This window comes from Leptospira jelokensis (assembly GCF_004769635.1).
In the GTDB taxonomy this organism is placed as follows: domain Bacteria; phylum Spirochaetota; class Leptospiria; order Leptospirales; family Leptospiraceae; genus Leptospira_A; species Leptospira_A jelokensis.
On the sequence record NZ_RQGH01000026.1, the window covers coordinates 460,634 to 480,649 of the forward strand.

Below are 20,016 nucleotides of genomic sequence, written 5' to 3' on the forward strand. Positions count from 1 at the left end.
CTCTATGATTCTTTTAAAGCTGCGATCATTTCTTGCGTTGCTTTTTTACCATCACCAAACAACATCAAACAGTTGTCAGCAATGAACAGTGGATTGGGAACTCCCGCAAATCCTGCACTCAAACTTCGTTTGATCACAACAACTGTTTTAGCATTTCCCACATCCAAAATCGGCATACCAGCAATCGGTGATTTTGGATCTGTTTTTGCAAGTGGGTTTGTAACGTCATTTGCGCCGTTAACAATCACAACATCAACATTTTCGAAAGTACTATTGATCTCGTCCATCTCTTTCAAACGATCATAAGGAATATCTGCTTCTGCAAGTAAAACGTTCATGTGACCAGGCATACGACCAGCAACAGGATGGATCGCAAAAGTAACATCAATTCCACGAGCAGTCAAAAGTTGGTATAAATCTCGAACTGTATGCTGCGCTTGTGCTACAGCCATTCCATAACCTGGAACAATTACAACACTCCTTGCTACATCAAGTAACATTGCTACTTCTTCAGCACTTGTCGATTTCACTTTACCAGAGTAAAAATCGCCATCATCTTTCATTTCTGTAGCGACAGCCCCGAATCCACCAAATAACACATTCGTCAAACTTCGGTTCATTGCCTTACACATGATTTGAGTTAGAATGATTCCAGATGCTCCGACTAAGGATCCAGAAATGATTAACACGTTGTTATTGAGAACAAATCCTGTAGCTGATGCAGCAATCCCTGAATACGAGTTCAGAAGTGAAATCACAACAGGCATGTCAGCTCCACCAATTGGAATCACAAGAAAGATTCCAAGGAGTAAACTCACACCGCTGAGAATCCAATAAATCGATTCATCCGTTGGCACCATACAACCGTAAACACCAAGTCCCACCGCAGTGAGTCCCACAAGGATTTTAACGAGTTGGTCGCCAGGGTAACGAACTGCTTTTTCTGTGATAAAACCCTGTAACTTTCCGAAGGCGATGAAACTTCCAGAGAACGTAATCCCACCAACGATAGCAGAAAATACGATCGATACCACTTCTTGGTAATTGACTGCAAATTGATACTTAGGAATGGAAAGTTGTAATGCAGCACCCGCTACAAATACGGAAGCAATACCACCGAAACCGTTTAACACAGCCACAAGTTGTGGCATGGCCGTCATTTGGATTTTGATCGCAAGGATGATTCCAATGACAGAACCGATGAGAACTCCGACTGCAATCCATTCATAAGAAAGGATTTCTCTGTCAAATAGAGTTGCGACCACCGCAATGAGCATCCCTAAGGCACCAAGGAAGTTTCCTCTGGTGGCAGTCTTTGGATGCGCTAATTGTTTGATCCCAACAATGAAAAGGATGGAAGCGACGAGATATGCTAGGTTTAAAATGCTGACGAGTTCCATTATTTCGGTGCATCCTTTTTCTTGAACATGCCAAGCATTCTGTGTGTGACAAGAAATCCACCCACTACGTTGATCGTGGCAAAAATGACAGAGAGTAATCCCAAAATTTTGGTGATGTTACTTTCTTGGATCCCGGCAGCATAGAGTGCCCCAATGAGGGTAATGCCGGAAATGGCGTTGGAACCCGACATAAGAGGGGTGTGGAGGATGGGAGGGATTTTTGTGATGATTTCAAATCCCACGAAGATCGCGAGGACGAAAATCGTGACGGCTGTAACAAATATTTCCATAAACTAGTAGTAGTTATGGAAAAAATGGCCATTTTGGAAACAAAATTTTCAGGAATTTTACGTAAGAGTCGGCCTGAATGGGCAAAAGTAATGGGATTGTATGCCAAAACCAACCTAGAATGGTGTTTCAAAATCGAAATTCGTTCCATTCCATTGCCACAATCCAAGGGTTCCTGAACAGAACGTGCAGAATCATCGTATGCGAAGTGCAAAAATGGGAAAATGCAATACTTCCAGGAAAAGTAAACAAAACGTTTTGGTCCTAATCATTTAAATACACTTAACAAGCGCTAAAGATCAGTTTCATCTCAATTTTTTTCGGTATTGTTACCGATACGAATTGTTTTGACAAATCGTTGGCTATCGTTAATTTCCTCTTGGTTCCCCATATGAAATCTTTTTATCTCCTCATTGTCTTTCTATTCAATTGCCAAATCAGTTGGTACCACACCCGGGTTTCAAAAAACAAAGGGAACGAAATCCCAATCTCGGAAGGAGAAACCGTTTTGAACGGAAACGGAACTGCCTGTTTCATTTCCACGATCCCATACGCTTCCGCTGCAAAAAATCCAATCAATTTCATGAATTCCCAATCGATGATGGACGTTCAATTCATAGAAAATCTTAGAACCAATTTAAATCTCAAAGGAATTCCAACCAAACACATCAAAGAAGTGGTTCGTATCCCGGAAAATTGGCCGCATTTTGAATTATTTGCATCTTTCAGAAGTTCCCAAAATTTCAATCGGTTCAAACAAATTCAATCATTGCCAATTGATGAAAAAGAAAAAGAAACCTTACTGAAGTTAGCTGAATTAACAGATGAAAATACCTATTTCCTTCAAAACGACGGTTTATTCAGTTTATATCGTGAGTATGAAAATTGTTCCCAATATTATCACATTGTATACCAAAAGAAAGAAAAGGACCATCACAATCTTGCCTTGTTTTTTTTGTCTTTAGGAATATTACCCACTGTTAATTATGAAAACCATTATTATGCCGTATACAGCCGGAAAACTCTTAAAAATGAATTTAATAGTTTTACTTACAAATATGGATATAGACGTCTGATTAGTTTATTACTTTTACCTACTTTTAATATTTTCAATGAAGTTAGATTGTATAACCAAGACTATCGATTTTCTGATCATACAAAAGACCAATTTCTTAATTCCTTAGAAAATAAAAATAGCCAACCTCTACCCATTAAATACCTAAATCCAGTGTATGGCGACATCAAAGACCATACTTACATTTCAGATTCAGGGTTATTCGAAACCAAAATTCCCGTAGATGCCAGATATGCAGTGTTAAACGACGGCAAAACAAAAGTAAGTTTTTATGATCCAATTCACGGCCTTTATAAAATTCAAGCCATCAATGTCACACAAAAGATCAATTCAGATATTATTTCAAACGGTATTGAACCTACATTGAAAAATTTCATAAAAACTAAGTTAGTTGATGTGATTCAAAAAAAATACCCAAAATCAAATATCGTCTTTGAGACTTTTTCAACAGATTACAGGGATGGTACATACACTTTTCTATTAGAAGTCGCTAAACCAGAAACAAATTTAGAAAGTTTTAAAAAAGAATATTATATATTTTCCTGTTTTAAATCACAAAGTCAGATTTTTATTCTCTCGAAAACATTCCAAAAAGAATACAACGAAACCATTTCTCCTCAGTTGGCCGAAACAGAAATCATCGATTTTTATTCGAAGGTTAATTTTCATTCTAAATATATAGAACCGAAACCATTGGATTTAGAGGTCAGCATGAATGGCCAAAAATCAAAATCAGATGAAGAAGATGGTGAAGAGGAGGACTATGATGATGAAGAAGGTGAGGAAGAGGAAGAAGAATTAGCCGGTGGATTTAGCTCGGGTGGCGAAGTCGATTTGGGTGGACTCATTTCCATTTTAAAAGAACGAACCTATATTCCAAAAGGTAAATTGGATATCAAACCTGGTCGGTTTAAGTTTAATAGTGCGCGCTTCAATGCACCGAAAATCAATCGATCACGGTTTCACTTCAAACCCAGCCGGACTAAAAATTTTTCCAGACCAAGCAAATGGCGTAGGTAAAAAGAGTTGGTTTTCGAATCAAATGAAAGAGCACGAACTTCATCTACGCAGCGTAGCATTTGTATTAAATGTTGCTAGACTATTTACCAAGTTTGTTCCTGCATTACCTGAAATGACGGTGGTCGGGATCGTTATTAAACTTGGATTCGGATAGGGATTTACGACAGGCACTGTGTCAGAAATATTATTATCATAATGGATAACCGCAATGGCTCCTGCATTTTGTGCATTTATCACCTTGTCATGGAATGCACAAGTTCCACGTCTGATTAACGCGACTTTTCCCGAGATATTATTCGTAATCGCTGAACATCCGTCATTTGGGTTCGCTTCAATCAATTGTCCTGTCACGTTGTAGGTCAAATTCAATCCAATAGGTCTAGATGGAATGGTTTCACTGAGTCGATCATTTGTTAACCGGCTAATTCCAAAATTTATTCTTACTGTTTTTGAACTTTGATTGATTTGACCGGTAATATCGTAATCAGTTTTTGCAACATAAAGACTCGGTGTACCTGAAATCTCTCCAGTTGATGAGTTTAAGCTTAATCCTGCTGGTAAACTTGGAGAAACAGAAAAAGTTAGTCCAGTCGATGGTGTTACACCAGATGAGGTGATTGAGACGGGGATTCCTGCACCTAAATCGACCACCGTGTATGAAAAATTTACAGTCACCTGATTATCTTCTACTACTGTTTCTGGATTGGAAGAAGTTGGCGGATTCAATAAAGCTAATACAGCACCTACATTCTCTTTGTTTGCAGTTTCACAATTTACCAAAAGAAAGAATGAAGAGAATAAAATTAGAATCACAGATTTCATACATATTTCCACCTAGCATTGAAAAATGAAAATAAAGGTTAAATTAGCAATAATTATTAGGTTAAATGCAGCTTAACCAAAACATTAAATCTGTTTTTAGGCTCATTTTAGAACGTTTTTAGCGGTTTTTTTGAATTTTTTTTATCTCACTTATATTGGATCAAAAATGCATCAATAGAACCGAATTTACTCTCTCCATCAAATCCACCTGAAGTGAATCCTGTTGCATACAGAGTTCCATAACGATCAGAAGATAAACCTCGCCCTGTGAGACTTATCCCAGTGTTGCCAGACAAACGAATCCAGATGAGGTTGCCACTTGCATCGTATTTAGTTAGATGTGCATCGTTCGTACCGATTCGATTGACTCCTGGCAAATTTCCATTGGTCCCGCCATATGTGTATATATGCCCCGTGTTATCAGCATAAATTGCGTTTGCATAGGTAGAACTAGATCCACCTCCACCTAATAGTTTTGTCCAAATTTTATCTCCATTGGAACTTATCTTAGTCAAAAATTGTACAATGGATCCCTCATTGGTTTGCCCTTCTATATTCCCATTGGTGTCACCGGATACATAAATTGATCCTTTTTTATCCAAAGACATGGCTCGTATTTGTGTCGAAATACCGATGCCACCTAAAAATTGAACCCATTGGAAATTTCCATTCAAATCGAAGGAAAGGATATAAGAATCAGTAGAATCTCCTGGTGTTGTGTTTGAAAAGAAAGTACCACTTCCAACTAACTGTCCAGATAATATTAATGAATTACTAGTAGGTTCATATTGGACAGATTGACCATAGGAAGCAATTCCACTACTATCGAATAACTTTGTCCAAAGTAGATTTCCATGAATATCGTATTTTAAAAGAAATGTATTCCTTCCTCCAGTTGCAGATTGACCGTTTAATGTTTGTTCTTCTGTATTTCCTGTTATATATACATTCCCAATTGGATCCGTTGTAACACCATAACCTAAGGTTTCGCCAGCAGTCGGTACAATTCTTGTCCATAAAGTAGTGCCATCATTTCCTAATTTGATCAAAAGGGCACCACTGCCAATGGCTCCGAGTTCATTAAATGGGGAGTTAGATGCCCCTATTAAATACAAATTTCCAAACGAATCAATATGAATGAACTCAGCATAAGTTGAAGTAATTACAGGACTTCCCATGTGCTTTGCCCAAACCAGCTGGCCATCAGATTGAAACTTGATGAGAAAAATATCACTATAGTCGGTAGGTGAAATTTTGATCTGATCCAACACAGAACCAGTTGTCGTACCAATCATATACACATTTCCTTTACGATCCACCGCTGTTGAATTTCCATAACTTTCAAATGCACCCGATTGTCCGATGGTTTTCGACCATTGTTTTATACCCTGGTTATCTTGAGGAAATTCAATGCAATCCCAATCGTTTAACATACATTTGAGAATTTGGGTTTCCGCATATGCCTTCGACTGGAAATCGGATGGGTTGTTCAATGATAAAGGATAACAAAGAGAGAACAGAAATTGAGTCAAAGTGATGAAGAAAACAAATTCGATCCTTCGTATCATCTCAGATGGTAGACTGCATTTCATTTTCGTGATTTTAATTTGAGCATGGAATGGAAAAGGAATTTAAGTATATCAACTGTTTAACGCAGGATCTTCCAACCCAAGTTCCAAAAAACCTTTGGCTCGCAAGAGACAAGAATCACATTTGCCACAAGCTTTTCCTTTGATCGGATCATAACAAGAATGTGTAAGCTGTAGTGGTGCTCCCACAGACATTCCGAGTTCTATGATTTCTTTTTTCCCGAGATGCAGGAGTGGAGTTTTGATTTGGATGGAATCCCCATTTCCACTCACTCCTTTTTTGGTCCCCAGGTTTGCCATCTTTTGGAAGGATTCGATAAACTCAGGCCGGCAATCAGGATAACCTGAATAATCAAGGGCATTCACTCCGATGTAAATTGAGTCATAACCATGCCCCTCTGCAAGAGAAAGAGCAAAAGATAAAAAAAGAATATTCCTTCCTGGTACATACGTATTCGGAATTTCTTTTTCATCGCCACTAAACAATGATTTGGCGTTTTTTCTTACCTTAATTTTTGATTCGGTGAGAGAACTTCCCAAAAAAAATCCTGGATCCAATTTTTGGATCACATGTTTGATTCCTAAAGTTTTTGCGATTTTTTTACTTTTGGTAAGTTCGATTTTGTGCTTTTGGGAATAATCAAAGGAAAGAGCAAGCAGAGGTAATTTTTTATTTTTGGGATAGCCAAATTCTTTGGCTGCAACGTAAAGACAAGTGGTAGAATCTAGGCCGCCTGACAGAAGTACGACGGCACCTTTTTTATTAGATTGTGATGTTTGGTTGGAATCCGAAGCGGAAACCATTTACTTTTTTGGCCCTCTGTACACACAGGAACTTGTGCAAGTTTCATACAATGTGATTTTATCCAGAAGAGGTAGTTTTGGTTTGAGTTGGTTCCAAAGCCAAACCGCTATGTTTTCACTGGTAGGGTTTTCTAAACCTGGCACATCATTTAGTACGTAATGGTCCAAATGTTCATCTAAGATAGGTTTTACGATGGATTTTAGTTCACCAAAATCCATGATCCAACCCGTGTGAGGGTCAATTTCACCCTTTAAATACACAGCAAAACGAAAACTATGCCCGTGCATCCGTTTGCATTTATGGCCTTCAGGAACATTTGGTAAAAAATGGGCGGCTTCAAAACCAAAGGTTTTGGAAAGTTCGATCTCTTCCATCACTCTTCCGTTGCGTATTCCGTAAATAGTGACTTTTGGTTTCCCGCATGGTCTTGGAATTCGACTGGATAGTTCGATGTAAAACAAGCATCACAGAACCCACCACCTTTATGCCCTTCTACAGCCTTGTGCATTGTATCTAACGTTAGATAGGCGAGAGAATCCACACGAAGGTATTTTTGAATTTCTTCAATGGTATGAGTTGAGGCTATGAGTTCCTTATGTGTGGGAATGTCGATTCCATAGTAACAAGGAGCCACTGTTGGTGGTGCTGATACTCGGAAATGGATTTCTTTGGCCCCCGCATTTCGGATCATCTTGATGATCTTACGGCTTGTGGTCCCACGCATCACTGAGTCATCGATGATGACCACACGTTTTCCATTCACTACTTCTTTTACGACATTGTATTTGATTTTGGCACCGAAGTCTCGGATCTTTTGGTCTGGTTCAATGAAAGTACGACCAATATAATGAGACCTTACAAGACCACTTTGGTAAGGGATCCCTGACTCTTCGCTATAACCAAGTGCGGCAATGTTTGCCGAATCGGGAACGGGGATGATCACATCGGCTTCAACTGGCATAACGCGCGCTAGTTGGCGACCAAGAGATTTTCTCACTTTGTAAACAGATTCTTCAAAGATATAAGAATCAGGTCTTGCAAAGTAGATGTATTCAAAAATGCAAAGGCTTGGTTTTGCTTTTGGGAACGGGTAGAGGGAACGCATTCCTGTATGGTCAATCACAACCATCTCACCTGGTTCCACGTCCCTTACGTATTCTGTTTCCGTGATATCAAAGGCACAAGTTTCGGAAGCGAACACAATTGCTCCATCCGAACGTTTTCCCATCACAAGGGGACGAAATCCATTCGGATCCCGAACAGCAATTAGGTATCTTGGCGTTAACACTAACAGGGAATAGGCACCTCTCACTTGGGCGAGGGATTCACAGAGTGCTTCGAGTAAATCTGATTTATGGCTTTTGGCCATTAAGTGGACAATGACTTCGGAATCGATTGTGGTTTGGAAAATGGATCCGTCTCGTTCGAGTTTATTGCGGATGTCCCACGAGTTCACGAGGTTTCCGTTGTGGGCAAGTGCCACAGGACCTAAGTGAGATTCCACGCGGATGGGCTGGGCATTCCTTAGAAAACTCGCTCCCGTTGTGGAATACCGGTTGTGGCCAATGGCCGCATCCCCAATGAGCTCTTTGATCTTCGGTTGGGTGAAGATATTTGCCACAAGGCCCATATTGGCATACCGGTATAAGTGGGAACCATCGGTGGATACGATCCCACTGGACTCCTGGCCACGGTGTTGCATCGAGTACAAACCTAGGTAGGTAAAATTAGCAGCTTCCTTGCTATTGTAGATGCCGAATATGGCACATTCTTCTTTTGGTTTGTCAGATTGGAGAATCATTGTTAGAATGACAATTGCAGTATTTCCAAAATCCCAATTAGATGCAAATCAATTCCAACTATATTCTCGTCGATACAGCAAAAGCTTTGGATTTGGCCCTGATCAATCTGAGACAGTCTAAAATCTTGTCGATTGACACAGAGTCCTCGGGTTATTACACATATTACCCCAAAGTTTGTCTCATTCAGATCAATTCCAATGGCAAAAACTACTTAATTGACCCACTCAAGATCACAAATTTGTCAGCTTTGGGTCCTTTGTTTGAAGATCCCAATATTCTGAAAATCTTCCATTCTGCCCAAGATGACATCAAAGCACTCAAACGTGACTTTGGGTTTAAATTTGTGAACACGGCAGACACAATGATCAGTTCTCGTTTATTGTCTTTAGAACAAAGTTCTCTGTCATTTGTAGTGGAACACTACCACAAAGTGACCCTTTCCAAAGTGGAACAAAAGTCCAATTGGGAAATCCGCCCACTTCAAAAACAACAACTCAAATACGCAGCTCTCGACACCGCATACCTCGAATCCATTTGGCTGAAAATGGAAGAAGAACTAAAACGAAGGTCTTTGTATGAAGAAGCCAAATCAGAATTTGAATTCATTGCCTCTGAAGATTACGTAGCGAAAGAAGGGGAAGGTTTTTCTCTTGGAAAGTTTCCAGACATCCTCAATTTCACGCCCTTAGAACGTAGGAAAATTTTAGAACTACTTCGTTACCGTGATGAAAAAGCCAAACGAATCAACAAAGCAAGTTTTCGTGTGTTCAATAATGACAGGTTGTCACAAGCCGTTAAGGGACATCCAAACGAAGAGAAATGTGTCGAATGGTTTGGGAAAAAAGACGGAACCGAAATTTTCAAACTATTGACTTCCGAATACAACGATCCCATTGATACTTCCGAACTTTCAAAGCGACATGGTGAAGATCTAAACGAAGAAGAAAACCATAAGTTCGAAAATGCTAAAAAATGGCGACTTCGCATTATGCGCGCTAGACGAATGGAACATTCATTACTTCCATCCAATAAACAACTCATCACAATATTAAAAGCAGCTCCTAAAAACTTAGAAGAACTAAAAGCCTTACATGTGTTTTCCGATTGGAAAGTACAAAATTATGGTCCTAGTTTACTTGCTGCCATCCAAGGACTTCCCTTTGATTCGATGATCAACCGTTTGGTGGCGATTCGATCCAAAGAAGCCTTTGTTGCCAAACGTAGGAAAAAACAAAACCAAAACTCGAAAGACGAGGGTTGATGTTACCCTACCAGTCCTTTGTAAATCAACTTTCAAGGGACTTCAATTCCATCCCAGAGACATCGGAAACAAAATCCGGTGTCATCTTTCCCTTGTTTGGTTCACAGACAACGGCAGAAGGGATCATCCTCACAGAACGTGCCAAACACTTAAAAAGTCACCCTGGGCAAATTTCTTTCCCTGGTGGTGTGATGGAAAAAACAGATCCCAATCTGCTGGTGACTGCCCTCAGAGAATGGGAAGAAGAGATGGGTGTTGGTCGAAATTCACTCGAAGTACTTGGCAAATTGGAAGGGTTACACACACGCACTGGGTTTCACATCACACCATTTTTAGCGAAGTACAATGGGGATTTTTCCTTTTCTCATAACAAAGAAGAGGTGGAACAAATCATTTTATTACCGTTTGCGGAACTTTGGACCAAACCTTTTTATGCAATTGAAATCCCAAACAGAGAACCAAAACATTTTGCCTATTATTTTGATTTGCCGGATGGACTTTTGTGGGGAGCCACCTGTGAAATGGTTTTACGTTTCCTAAAAGACCACACTCATTTTGACCGTTTGCCAAAAATCGTAAAACCAAACCTAACAAAACCCCCTTTTTTAGATCCCAAATCCCTCTAAGGGGAAAAGCAGTTTTAGCCGATCTTGTACAGGTGCGAAAACAAGAGAGAACGGTTCAGAAACTAGGTACAAATTTCCATTGGGGAATTTTGTTAGTTTTGCTATCATCTTTAAATTTTTCTGCAATCCAATCGATTCGTTCGCAAAGTACATCTAACAAACGCTATGTTTTTATCTTAGATGCCAGTGGGTCCATGACCGAAAAATGGGATGGCAAAACCAGAATGGCTGTGGCAAAAGAAAAACTCATACAGGTATTAGGTGGTCTTCCAAAAGATGCCAGTGTTGGTCTTGTTGCTTATGGCAATCGGATCGCTGGTTGCCAATCGGCAAGGCTCTACCATCCCATCCAAAGGGGAGGTGCTTCTATCGTGAGCCAAAAACTGACAAACTTAGTGCCAGCCGGTTCCACACCCATTGCCCAAACCTTGGAGGTGGTGGGGGAATACCTTTTGAATGACCAAGTGGAAACTGAAATTATCTTCATCTCCGATGGAGTCGAAAGTTGTGAGGGGGATCCCAAATCAGTATTATACAACTTGCGGCAATCAGGAAAAAAATTTCGCCTCCAGATCTTAGGCATAGACATTGATCCAAAAGGAGAAGAAGACCTAAAACGACTTTCCATATTAGGAGATGGGAATTATTTTCCGTTGAAAGCCCCAGGTGACTATGACAAGTCGTTCCAAAAGATTTTTTCCCATTTGCAAACAAAAGAAGACATCCATTCCGAAACCGTGAGTGTTCCCATTCCACCCATCGTGCCCTCACCCCAACGAAATGGAGCAAATGCGGGTAATATCCAAATTGTCAATGTCCTGCCCTATGAAGAAGGATCAGAAAATGGCTATATCTTAAATTATGAATATTCTGCCAACCTTCCCACAGACTATATGATCCAATTGTATCTCTATCCTGCAGAAGAAAAACACCGTAGTTTCCCCATTCCCCCTCAGAGAGAACGAAGGATGGGTGATTTGGTGGGGCATCGCATTGAATTGAAACGCGGAAAAGAGGGAAAAGGTAGGTTCGTCATCCCCTTCCCTCCTGGGAAACGAATGAAGTCGTCTGTTGAACTTTGGGATATGACAGGGATTCCGAAAATTATTGCCCTTTCCGAAGAAAAACCCATTCACGATAAAACCAATTCCGACCGAAGTGAAAGGTAATGAGACAGAATTCTAAATTATGGCGAGGTTCGATCCAGACTTTCGTACTGACGATTTTGATTTTAGGATCCTTTTTTTCCATATCAGCCCTCGGCAATACCCAAGCGGTGTTTGCGAAGGAAAGGGACAGACAAGGGGAACTTCTCTCCCAAAAAGCAAAAGAATTTTTAGAAGACCGAAACCATTACCAATCCGTTGAGACCTGCAAAAGTTTTTTAATCCTCTACCCAGGGCATCCCAAAACTAGAGAAGTTCGGAAAATCTTAAGTGCCAATTACCGGATGACCGGTGATATTTTGGCACTCGCAGAAAACGAACTGAAACTCTACAAAGAATTTCCCAATACCGAAGAAGGCCTTGAATCGTACTTAATTTCTGGAAAAGCTTATGTAAGAATGGGCCGAGAAGACAAGGCTTATCAGATTTTTCAGGACATTATTAAAAATACGTATTCAAGTAAAATTGCACAAGAAGCAGAATTAGAACTGACTCAGATGGAAATTTTGGGAGAGAGTAAAAATAAGTAATTTTTACGAAAATATTGCCCTAGGGATCTCCGATAATAAACTAGGCACGTTGAGCAAAAAGGGTCCAGAGATTTAAGAATGTCGTTTTTTCAAATGGTTACTTTCCCAGCGAACTCCTACATCATTGTGGAGGGGAAAAAGGATGCGAACAATTTCTATATCATCCGTGAGGGGAAGGTACGTGTCACCCGTGAGACAGCTGTAGTCGGTGAGGATCCCAATCAAGTATTAGGACCTGGTGACTTTTTTGGTGTGGTTGCTGCTATGAGCCAACACCCTCAAATTGAATCTGCCACCTCCCTTACCAATGTATCGTTAATCTCTGTTAGTTACGACCAATTTGGAACCCTCATCCAAAAGTCAACAGCAGTTGCCATGAATATCATTCGTTTCTTCTCGATGAAGTTACGACAATTTGATACCACAATCACACGATTATCCTTTCGGAATGCGGTGGAAGAAGATCCAAACGAACTCTTTAAGATTGGTGAATACTACTTCCAACAACAAAACACGTCTCATGCAACGTTTGCCTACCAAAGTTATTTAAAACATTTACCAAATGGCCAATTTGTTCCGCAGGCAAAACTGCGTTTGCAAACGATCAACCAACCATTCCAATCGGCTCCCATTGATTACACCAAGTTCAATCGAAATTACAAAGACAATGAGATGATCTTTTGTGAACACGAACCAGGTAAGGAACTTTTTATTTTACAAAGTGGAAAGGTAAAAATTTCTAAAATCGTAAACCAAAACGAAGTGATGCTCGCAGTCCTCCAAGCAGGCGACATTTTTGGAGAGATGGCCATCCTTGATAACAAACCTCGTTCTGCTTCAGCAGTGGCGGCAGGTGATGTGGAACTCCTTGCCATCAACAAAGCAAACTTTGAGGGGATGGTGAAAGCCCAACCCCAACTGGCCACTCGTCTCATCACACTTTTATCCGAGAGGATTTGGATTGCTTACAAACAATTGGCAAACCTTCTTTTGAAAGACCCACAAGGTCGTATCGTTGATACACTGATGACCTTGGCCGAAAAAAATCGAATCAAAGTTGCACCAAAACAAGCTTACAATTTTGAAATTGGAACCAAGGACTTACTGAAAATGGTTGGTCTCACCGATCCAAAAGACGAACTAATCATTTCCGATATCATGAAAAATAATAAATTTATTCGAATGGACATGGGAAAAATTGTTTGTTCCGACATGGCAGAGTTAGAAAAACTCGTCCAATTCTATCATAAAAAGGCTAATATGGAGAATAAGCTCAAGAAGTTGAAATAACTACTTGCCAACTTTTTTCTCCTGACTAATGTTAGAGGCCAAAGAAATATGAGTGATAAGATACTAGTTGAAGAAAAAGGAAACACGATCCGCGTTCGTTTTATGGACCAAATCCTAGATGGAAACGCGCCAGAGTTACGTGAAATCCTCGCTGAAATATTGGAAAAAAATGTCCAAGAGATCTATTTGGATTTGGAAAAGGTTGTGATCGTGAGTTCCCTTGGGATCTCTCGTTTGCTTTCGTTTAAAAACAAAGCGGATGAAAAGAAAATGACCGTAAAGATTGTCAACATCCAAGACAAACTCAAAGAAACTCTAAAAAAATTGATGTTAGACCAATTTTTTGGAATCTAACCCAAGGTTTTAACGTTTCCATTTGCTTTTGATTCCCCGTTTGTGATGGCAAACCAACCCTTAGGTTTGTGAATCCACAATGGGGAAATTGATTCCCAAAAGGGAATCCCCTCTCCTCACAATTTGAATTGCAATTCCCAACAAAGAAGATTTCTTTCTTCTTTATGCCAAAACGCATCGATAAACTTCTCAATCGGATACAACTTCTACATCTCACCAAAGGATTGAGTGATGAAAATGCACGCGCATTGCGAGTGAATGCAAGCTTTCAATTCATTATGTTTATGTTACCCACGATTCTTTTGCCTGTTATCTTTTTTACTGAGCCAGAAGAAACACATGTCACATCATTTATATCCTATCTGTTACTAATTTTTCCTTTGGGATATTCTCGTTATTTGTTATATAAGGGGAGTTATGCGGTCAGTGCGTTTTTTGCTCTCTTAGCTAGCAATTTCCATATTGGAGCCCTTACCTATTTCCAAGCAGACGACCCTGCTCCCCTTGGCTTTTTATTGTTTTCAATCATTCCTTTTTTGATGTTACCAAGAAAAAACATGGTCCTTCGCTGGTTTTTTGTTAGTTTATCTTCGATTTTATTTTTGGTTTCTCAATTTTATTACCGAGTGATGGGTGGAGAAGGATTGTACGGCCCTCCAAAATGGATCGTTCCTGCAGACTATCTAATGCCTCCACTCATACTTGTGCTTATATTTTTCATCATCCTAATCAATCAATTTGTCAAAGCTGTGAACCGTGCAGAGGACAAACTCAATGCAGAACACCAAAAGTCAGAGAGTTTATTGTTAAATATTTTACCAATAGAAGTTGCGAGAGAATTGAAACAAAATGGAGTCAGTAAACCCAAACACTTTCCTTCAGCAACTGTATGTTTTACCGACTTTGAAGGGTTTACCAAAATTGCAGAAACAATGACTCCTGGAGAACTTGTGGATGAATTGGATCGTTGTTTTTCCTATTTTGATAGCCTTATGGAGCGACACAATTTAGAAAAATTGAAAACCATCGGTGATAGTTATATGTTTGTGGGTGGCATTCCCAAATCCAACAAAACGCATGCGGTGGATTCCGTACTCGCAGCTCTTGAAATCCAAGCCTTTATGAACCAAATGAAAGAAATCAAAGAAGGACAAGGCCTACCGTATTGGCAACTAAGGCTTGGGATCCATTCGGGAGAGTTAATTGCAGGTGTGATTGGTGATAAAAAATTTGCGTATGATGTTTGGAGTGATACAGTCAATACTGCAAGTCGTTGTGAATCATCAGGGGAAACGGGAAAAATCAATATTTCATCGAATACTTATGAACTTGTAAAAGATTTTTTCCATTGTGAATATAGAGGTGAGGTTTCAGCCAAACACAAAGGGAAAATCAAAATGTATTTTGTGGAAGGACTCCTTCCCGGATTACACCGAGAAGGACATCCAAAGGTTCCCAACCAAGAGTTTGTGAATCGTTACAAAGCCCTCAGTGGTTCGGCTTAAAACCCTTGGGCTTTTAAATCAGCTTCCATCATAATTTTGACTAGTTCTTTGAACTTCACTTTTGGTTCCCAACCTAACTGACGTTTTGCTTTTTCAGGATTTCCGATGAGAAGTTCTACTTCTGTTGGTCTATAGTATTTTGGGTCAATTTTCACAAGGACTTGGCCGGTTTTTTTGTCCTTACCAATTTCATTGTCTTCTTTGCCTTCCCAAACCACTTCATAACCAGCGATTTTATAAGACTCTTCAATGAACTCACGGACAGTATGAGTTTCATTGGTTGCCACTACATAATCATCTGGTTGGTCTTTTTGTAACATCATCCACATCATCTCAACATAGTCGGGAGCATATCCCCAATCTCGTTTTGAATCTATGTTTCCCATTGTGATAAAAGGAAGTTTACCCGCTTTGACTGCGGAAACACCAAGTGTGATCTTACGAGTCACAAAGGTTTCACCACGTCTTGGCGATTCATGGTTGAACAAAATTCCATTGGATGCGTGCAAATTGTACGCTTCTCGGTAGTTCACAACCGCCCAATAGGCATAGAGTTTTGCAACGGCATAGGGCGAACGTGGGTAAAACGGAGTTTTTTCTGTTTGTGGTACTTCTTGTACAAGGCCGTACAATTCTGAAGTGGAAGCTTGGTAAAACCTTGAGTTAATGCCTGTTTGTTTGATGGCATCCAAAATTCGTAAGGTTCCTACCGCATCCACCTCAGCCGTATATTCAGGGACCTCAAAGGAAACCTGAACATGGGACTGAGCTGCAAGGTTGTAAATTTCGGAGGGTTGGATTTTTTCTAAAATGCGGTTGAGGTTGGAGGAATCCGTTAAATCTCCATAGTGTAAAAAGAGTTTTGGATTTCCGTGTAAGTGTTCAATCCGATTGCGGTTGAATAAACTCGTCCTACGAACGATACCATGGACTTCATATCCTTTTTGGAGGAGGAGTTCTGCTAAGTAGGAACCATCTTGGCCTGTGATCCCCGTAATGAGTGCTTTTTTCATAGATCAGAGAACAGTTTTTCAAGAATCTTTCGAATGAAAAGGAAAAATGCATCCCTTGGATGAATAATCCTGAATTTCCCACCGAAATCCCTTTGCCTTTTCCCGATTCCTCAACAGTTTGGCAATTATTACAATTATTGCAAACATGTTACAACGTAAGCCTACCCTATCGTTTCCCCTGACCCTGGCTTTTGCCCTGATCGTTTTCACATTTCCCGCCATTTCCCAAGAGAAACCCGAGGGGGCCAAAGACCAAACACCCCAATTGGGAGAAGAGAAAAAAGAAACTCCCACTCCTCCTTCAGGAAAAGAGCCAGATAATACAAATCGATCCCAATCCCAGGCCAATGCGGGAACGATTGCAGCTCCAACGGAAAACAAGTCCAATTGGGAAACAGGTCTTGGCAAAGGGATTCGAGCTACTTCAAATGATGGCAAACACAACATCCAACTCCGGTTCCGTTCCCAAATGCAAGGGAACCAAACCTTCCAATTGGACCCCTCCCAAGACACAACCAACTTCCTTGTTAGGCGGACAAGGCTTGCTTTACGTGCGGGACTTTTCAATGATACATGGCTTGTGAACCTACAATTGGGTTTTGCTGAGCGAGATATGGAGAGCCAAAGGAGGAATACCCTACGGGATGCCAATATCATCTACAACCAATACCGCGATGTAAAGGTTGCCTTTGGACAAATGAAAGTGCCTTTTAGCAGGCAACGTTGGAACTCATCCAGTGCCTTACAAACTGTGGACAGGTCATCTGTAAACTCGGAATTCAATTTAGACCGTGATGTGGGAGCCTATCTATTTTCAGAAGACCTATTTGGCAACAAACGAATGTTTGCTTATTATTTGGGAGTATTTGGTGGACAAGGCCGTAACCGAGTGGAAAGGCAAACTCCAGGTGTCTTAACTGTAGCACGTTTTATCTTTTCTCCTTTTGGTGGCATGTCAAAGTCGGGCTCGGATAACGATTGGTTGTCTGAAGTTGATTTTGCAAGATACAAAGAACCAAAAATATCCTTTGGAGTTTCTGGTGCTTATAACAAAAACTCAGATCGTTCCTTGAGTACACATGGTACGGAATATAGTTTTGCAAAATTTAACTATAGCCATGCGGCCGGTGATATCTATTTCAAATGGATGGGATTTTCCTTCCAATACGAATGGTTGTGGCGAAGAGCCAATACGGCATATGTAGAAAGGACCGTTAGTTCTGCATTATCCAGAGAGTATTCCAGAAGTGGACAAGGCCATTTTGTGCAACTTGGGTATCTTTTCACAAGCCAATATGAATTGGTATTTCGATTTGGAGAGTTTCGTCCGTTAGGAGAAACCGATCCCACAATGAAATACTCTCGAGAAGTGGGAGGAGCCTTATCCTATTATTTTGCCGAGCATAACCTCAAATGGCAAACTGACTATTTTTATTATACCGGAACTCCTACTGCAGCCGAAGGGGATCATGTTGTCCGAACTCAAATACAGGTATTTTATTAATATGAAACGATTGATTCTTTTTTCCTCATTATTCTTTCTCATCACCAATCTCTTCCATTGCCAAGCACAACGAGAAGATAAAATCAAAGAAACACAAAACCAATGTTTGCAAACGATGTATGTAGCGAGTTTGAATGCGGGTCGCACTGGTTTTAGTGGGAGTTTCCAATTTTTAGGATCTTGTTCCGGATCCTCTAATTATAGTCCATCTTGTATCGAATCCTATGCAGTTACGCGAGAAGAACTTACCTGTCTTCCAGGGTATACAAAATCCAGTGCCAAATGTTCGACACAAAACCTAGTCGGTGTTTGTCGATACCAACCCAATGGTGATACCACAAAAGTAAATACAATAGTCTATGTAAAACCCAATGATACCAAAGAGTTTGCCATGACAGACTGCCAAAACATAGCGGCCGGTTCCATTTTCACTGAAACATATTTTAATCCAACAGACCGAACTACATCCTTGGATACCATTCTAACCAATGGATATCTCTGTGTCGACCGGGCACAAAAGAATTAAAGAACAAACCTATGGAAACGGGAAGAATATGGCATTCTTTCACGTTTTCCATTTTTTTATTTCATTAAGTCAATTGTAGATTTTTGCTGCAACCTATACTTGATTGATAATAGAATCCAAACATTTGCCTTTTCGCATAACCACTTATAACAATCCTTCGATGACCTTTGCTTTTTTAGTGGTGAGTAAAAAAGGCCGACCAAAGGAATTGATGATTTCTCCATCGGGGTCCACACCACTTGCCTTGTAAATCGTAGCAACAAGGTCCCGAACATGCACCGCTTCATTTGGTTTTGTTGCCTTGGCTCCTAGTTCGTCTGTTTCACCCCAAACAAATCCCTTTTGGAAAGGACCTCCCCCAATGAGTGTGGACCAAACTTTGGGATGGTGGTCACGGCCATCACGAGAACCAACATCAGGTGTCCTTCCAAATTCACTGGTTAGAACAAATAACGTTTGTTTAATGAGACCAGATTGGTTTAAGTCTTCTAAAAGAGCTGCAATGCCCATATCCGTTTCTTTCATAATCTTTGTGATTTGTGCTTTGTTGCCTGTGTGAGTGTCCCAACCCCCAATCGAGATATGAATGAAAGGTACTTCTTGTTTGGCGAGGCGTTTGGCAAGTAACATAGCTTTACCCTGCCAAGTAGTGCCATATCGGGCTCTTGTTTTTTCATCTTCCAAACTGATCCGAAAACTATCGATGTCTTTTGAATTCCGAAATTCTTCGGCAGCGGTTAACATTTTTTTCCAATGCATTGCTTCCTTGGTTGGAAATGATTTGGAAAATTCATCGTTCATAAACGAAACCAAATCCTTTCTTCGGAGGATTCGTTCTTCTGAAAACTTACCATGGGATGGATTTAAATGTTGGATGGGTTCATCCACATTGCCCACATGATAACCCGAATAATTGATTCCTAAAAATCCAGAATTTCCATTTTTACCACCACGACCACCAATTGTCACATAACTTGGAAAATACGATGTTTTGGCTTTGGATTTTTTCGCATAAGCGATGACGGATCCAAAATGAGGGATGTCAGGAAACCCCATGGCTTCCGTCATTCGATACCCAGTTCCCAGTAACATCTGCGCAAACCCATGGTCACCTTCTTCACTCCAAGTGGATCGAATGATCCCAATCGAATGCAGTTGTTTGGCGGTAAGTGAAAAAGGTTCGAGAACGGAAAGCCCAGAAATACCCGAGCTCACTTTAGAAAAGGCACTATTGGGTTTTGGATCCAGTGTGTCCACATGGCTCATCCCTCCCATCATTTCGATGAAAATGAGAGACTTCACTTTGGATGGAAGGGAAATGGATTCTTGTTCCTTTTCATCTTCCTCTGCGCGAAGGGTAATAAAAGGATTTTGGGAAAATAAAAACGATCCCATTCCAAGGCTTAACATTGATTTTTGTAAAAATTCTTTGCGGTGCAT

20 protein-coding genes are annotated in these 20,016 nt (G+C 40.3%); 11 read left to right on the forward strand and 9 right to left on the reverse strand.

Going from position 1 to position 20,016, the window contains the following annotated elements; genetic code table 11:
- Positions 1-2 precede the first annotated feature (2 nt).
- Both EHQ62_RS12105 and EHQ62_RS12110 read right to left on the reverse strand, forming a co-directional pair.
- Positions 3-1,400 (reverse strand): NAD(P)(+) transhydrogenase (Re/Si-specific) subunit beta, encoded by a 1,398-nt coding sequence (locus EHQ62_RS12105; RefSeq protein ID WP_135643125.1) that lies wholly within the window; start codon positions 1,398-1,400, stop codon positions 3-5.
- Complete coding sequence (locus tag EHQ62_RS12110) at positions 1,400-1,690, reverse strand: NAD(P) transhydrogenase subunit alpha part 2 (protein ID WP_035983036.1); 291 nt, start codon at positions 1,688-1,690, stop codon at positions 1,400-1,402. The genes EHQ62_RS12105 and EHQ62_RS12110 overlap by 1 nt, the downstream gene beginning before the upstream one ends.
- 24 nt (positions 1,691-1,714) lie before the next feature.
- Between EHQ62_RS12110 and EHQ62_RS18580 the strand changes: the two genes are divergently transcribed.
- Together EHQ62_RS18580 and EHQ62_RS12115 are read left to right on the forward strand one after the other, a co-directional pair.
- A complete protein-coding gene (locus tag EHQ62_RS18580; protein WP_167482874.1) occupies positions 1,715-1,867 on the forward strand; it encodes a hypothetical protein in 153 nt (50 codons plus the stop codon).
- Between the two features lie 212 nt (positions 1,868-2,079).
- Positions 2,080-3,783 carry a hypothetical protein gene (locus EHQ62_RS12115; protein ID WP_135643127.1) on the forward strand — a complete coding sequence of 568 codons (1,704 nt, stop codon included), beginning with the start codon at positions 2,080-2,082 and terminating at the stop codon, positions 3,781-3,783.
- A 39-nt stretch (positions 3,784-3,822) separates the two neighbouring features.
- Here the strand turns inward: EHQ62_RS12115 and EHQ62_RS12120 are convergent, their stop codons facing one another.
- The 5 genes from EHQ62_RS12120 to purF all read right to left on the reverse strand — a co-directional run bounded on the left by EHQ62_RS12120 (position 3,823) and on the right by purF (position 8,800).
- Positions 3,823-4,605, reverse strand: a complete 783-nt coding sequence (locus tag EHQ62_RS12120; protein WP_135643129.1) for a PA domain-containing protein — start codon at positions 4,603-4,605, stop codon at positions 3,823-3,825.
- Between the two features lie 146 nt (positions 4,606-4,751).
- Positions 4,752-6,197: an SBBP repeat-containing protein gene (locus tag EHQ62_RS12125; RefSeq protein WP_425269535.1), complete on the reverse strand. Its 1,446-nt coding sequence runs from the start codon at positions 6,195-6,197 to the stop codon at positions 4,752-4,754.
- 48 nt (positions 6,198-6,245) lie between these two features.
- Positions 6,246-6,998 carry a 7-cyano-7-deazaguanine synthase QueC gene (queC, locus tag EHQ62_RS12130; protein WP_135643130.1) on the reverse strand — a complete coding sequence of 251 codons (753 nt, stop codon included), beginning with the start codon at positions 6,996-6,998 and terminating at the stop codon, positions 6,246-6,248.
- Positions 6,999-7,373: a 6-carboxytetrahydropterin synthase QueD gene (gene queD / locus EHQ62_RS12135; protein ID WP_012387208.1), complete on the reverse strand. Its 375-nt coding sequence runs from the start codon at positions 7,371-7,373 to the stop codon at positions 6,999-7,001.
- Positions 7,373-8,800, reverse strand: a complete 1,428-nt coding sequence (gene purF / locus EHQ62_RS12140) for an amidophosphoribosyltransferase (protein ID WP_135643132.1) — start codon at positions 8,798-8,800, stop codon at positions 7,373-7,375. Before purF ends, queD begins: the two co-directional genes overlap by 1 nt.
- A 41-nt stretch (positions 8,801-8,841) precedes the next feature.
- Between purF and EHQ62_RS12145 the strand changes: the two genes are divergently transcribed.
- The 7 genes from EHQ62_RS12145 (at position 8,842) to EHQ62_RS12175 (ending at position 15,533) form a co-directional block, all read left to right on the forward strand.
- A complete protein-coding gene (locus EHQ62_RS12145; RefSeq protein WP_135643134.1) occupies positions 8,842-10,062 on the forward strand; it encodes a ribonuclease D in 1,221 nt (406 codons plus the stop codon).
- Positions 10,062-10,688: an NUDIX hydrolase gene (locus EHQ62_RS12150; protein WP_135643135.1), complete on the forward strand. Its 627-nt coding sequence runs from the start codon at positions 10,062-10,064 to the stop codon at positions 10,686-10,688. Before EHQ62_RS12145 ends, EHQ62_RS12150 begins: the two co-directional genes overlap by 1 nt.
- Before the next feature lie 89 nt (positions 10,689-10,777).
- The gene (locus EHQ62_RS12155) at positions 10,778-11,857 is read left to right on the forward strand and encodes a vWA domain-containing protein (RefSeq protein ID WP_425269536.1); all 1,080 of its coding nucleotides are present in this window, start codon (positions 10,778-10,780) and stop codon (positions 11,855-11,857) included.
- On the forward strand, positions 11,857-12,384 hold the full coding sequence (locus EHQ62_RS12160; protein WP_135643139.1) for a tetratricopeptide repeat protein: 528 nt from the start codon (positions 11,857-11,859) through the stop codon (positions 12,382-12,384). The genes EHQ62_RS12155 and EHQ62_RS12160 overlap by 1 nt, the downstream gene beginning before the upstream one ends.
- 78 nt (positions 12,385-12,462) lie before the next feature.
- A complete protein-coding gene (locus EHQ62_RS12165) occupies positions 12,463-13,674 on the forward strand; it encodes a Crp/Fnr family transcriptional regulator (protein WP_135620743.1) in 1,212 nt (403 codons plus the stop codon).
- 48 nt (positions 13,675-13,722) lie between these two features.
- The gene (locus tag EHQ62_RS12170; RefSeq protein WP_135620745.1) at positions 13,723-14,028 is read left to right on the forward strand and encodes an STAS domain-containing protein; all 306 of its coding nucleotides are present in this window, start codon (positions 13,723-13,725) and stop codon (positions 14,026-14,028) included.
- A gap of 164 nt (positions 14,029-14,192) precedes the next feature.
- Complete coding sequence (locus EHQ62_RS12175) at positions 14,193-15,533, forward strand: adenylate/guanylate cyclase domain-containing protein (protein ID WP_135643141.1); 1,341 nt, start codon at positions 14,193-14,195, stop codon at positions 15,531-15,533.
- On the opposite strand, the gene gmd is transcribed toward EHQ62_RS12175, so the two are convergent.
- The gene (gmd, locus tag EHQ62_RS12180) at positions 15,530-16,546 is read right to left on the reverse strand and encodes a GDP-mannose 4,6-dehydratase (RefSeq protein WP_015676887.1); all 1,017 of its coding nucleotides are present in this window, start codon (positions 16,544-16,546) and stop codon (positions 15,530-15,532) included. The two genes, EHQ62_RS12175 and gmd, sit on opposite strands and share 4 nt — an antisense overlap.
- 145 nt (positions 16,547-16,691) lie before the next feature.
- Here gmd and EHQ62_RS12185 point away from each other — a divergent pair, with 145 nt between their 5' ends.
- Together EHQ62_RS12185 and EHQ62_RS12190 are read left to right on the forward strand one after the other, a co-directional pair.
- On the forward strand, positions 16,692-18,050 hold the full coding sequence (locus EHQ62_RS12185; RefSeq protein ID WP_135643143.1) for a porin: 1,359 nt from the start codon (positions 16,692-16,694) through the stop codon (positions 18,048-18,050).
- 1 nt (position 18,051) lies between these two features.
- Positions 18,052-18,576 carry a hypothetical protein gene (locus tag EHQ62_RS12190; protein ID WP_135643144.1) on the forward strand — a complete coding sequence of 175 codons (525 nt, stop codon included), beginning with the start codon at positions 18,052-18,054 and terminating at the stop codon, positions 18,574-18,576.
- Positions 18,577-18,720: 144 nt separating this feature from the next.
- Here EHQ62_RS12190 and EHQ62_RS12195 read toward each other — a convergent pair whose 3' ends face one another.
- Complete coding sequence (locus EHQ62_RS12195; RefSeq protein WP_135643146.1) at positions 18,721-20,016, reverse strand: DUF1501 domain-containing protein; 1,296 nt, start codon at positions 20,014-20,016, stop codon at positions 18,721-18,723.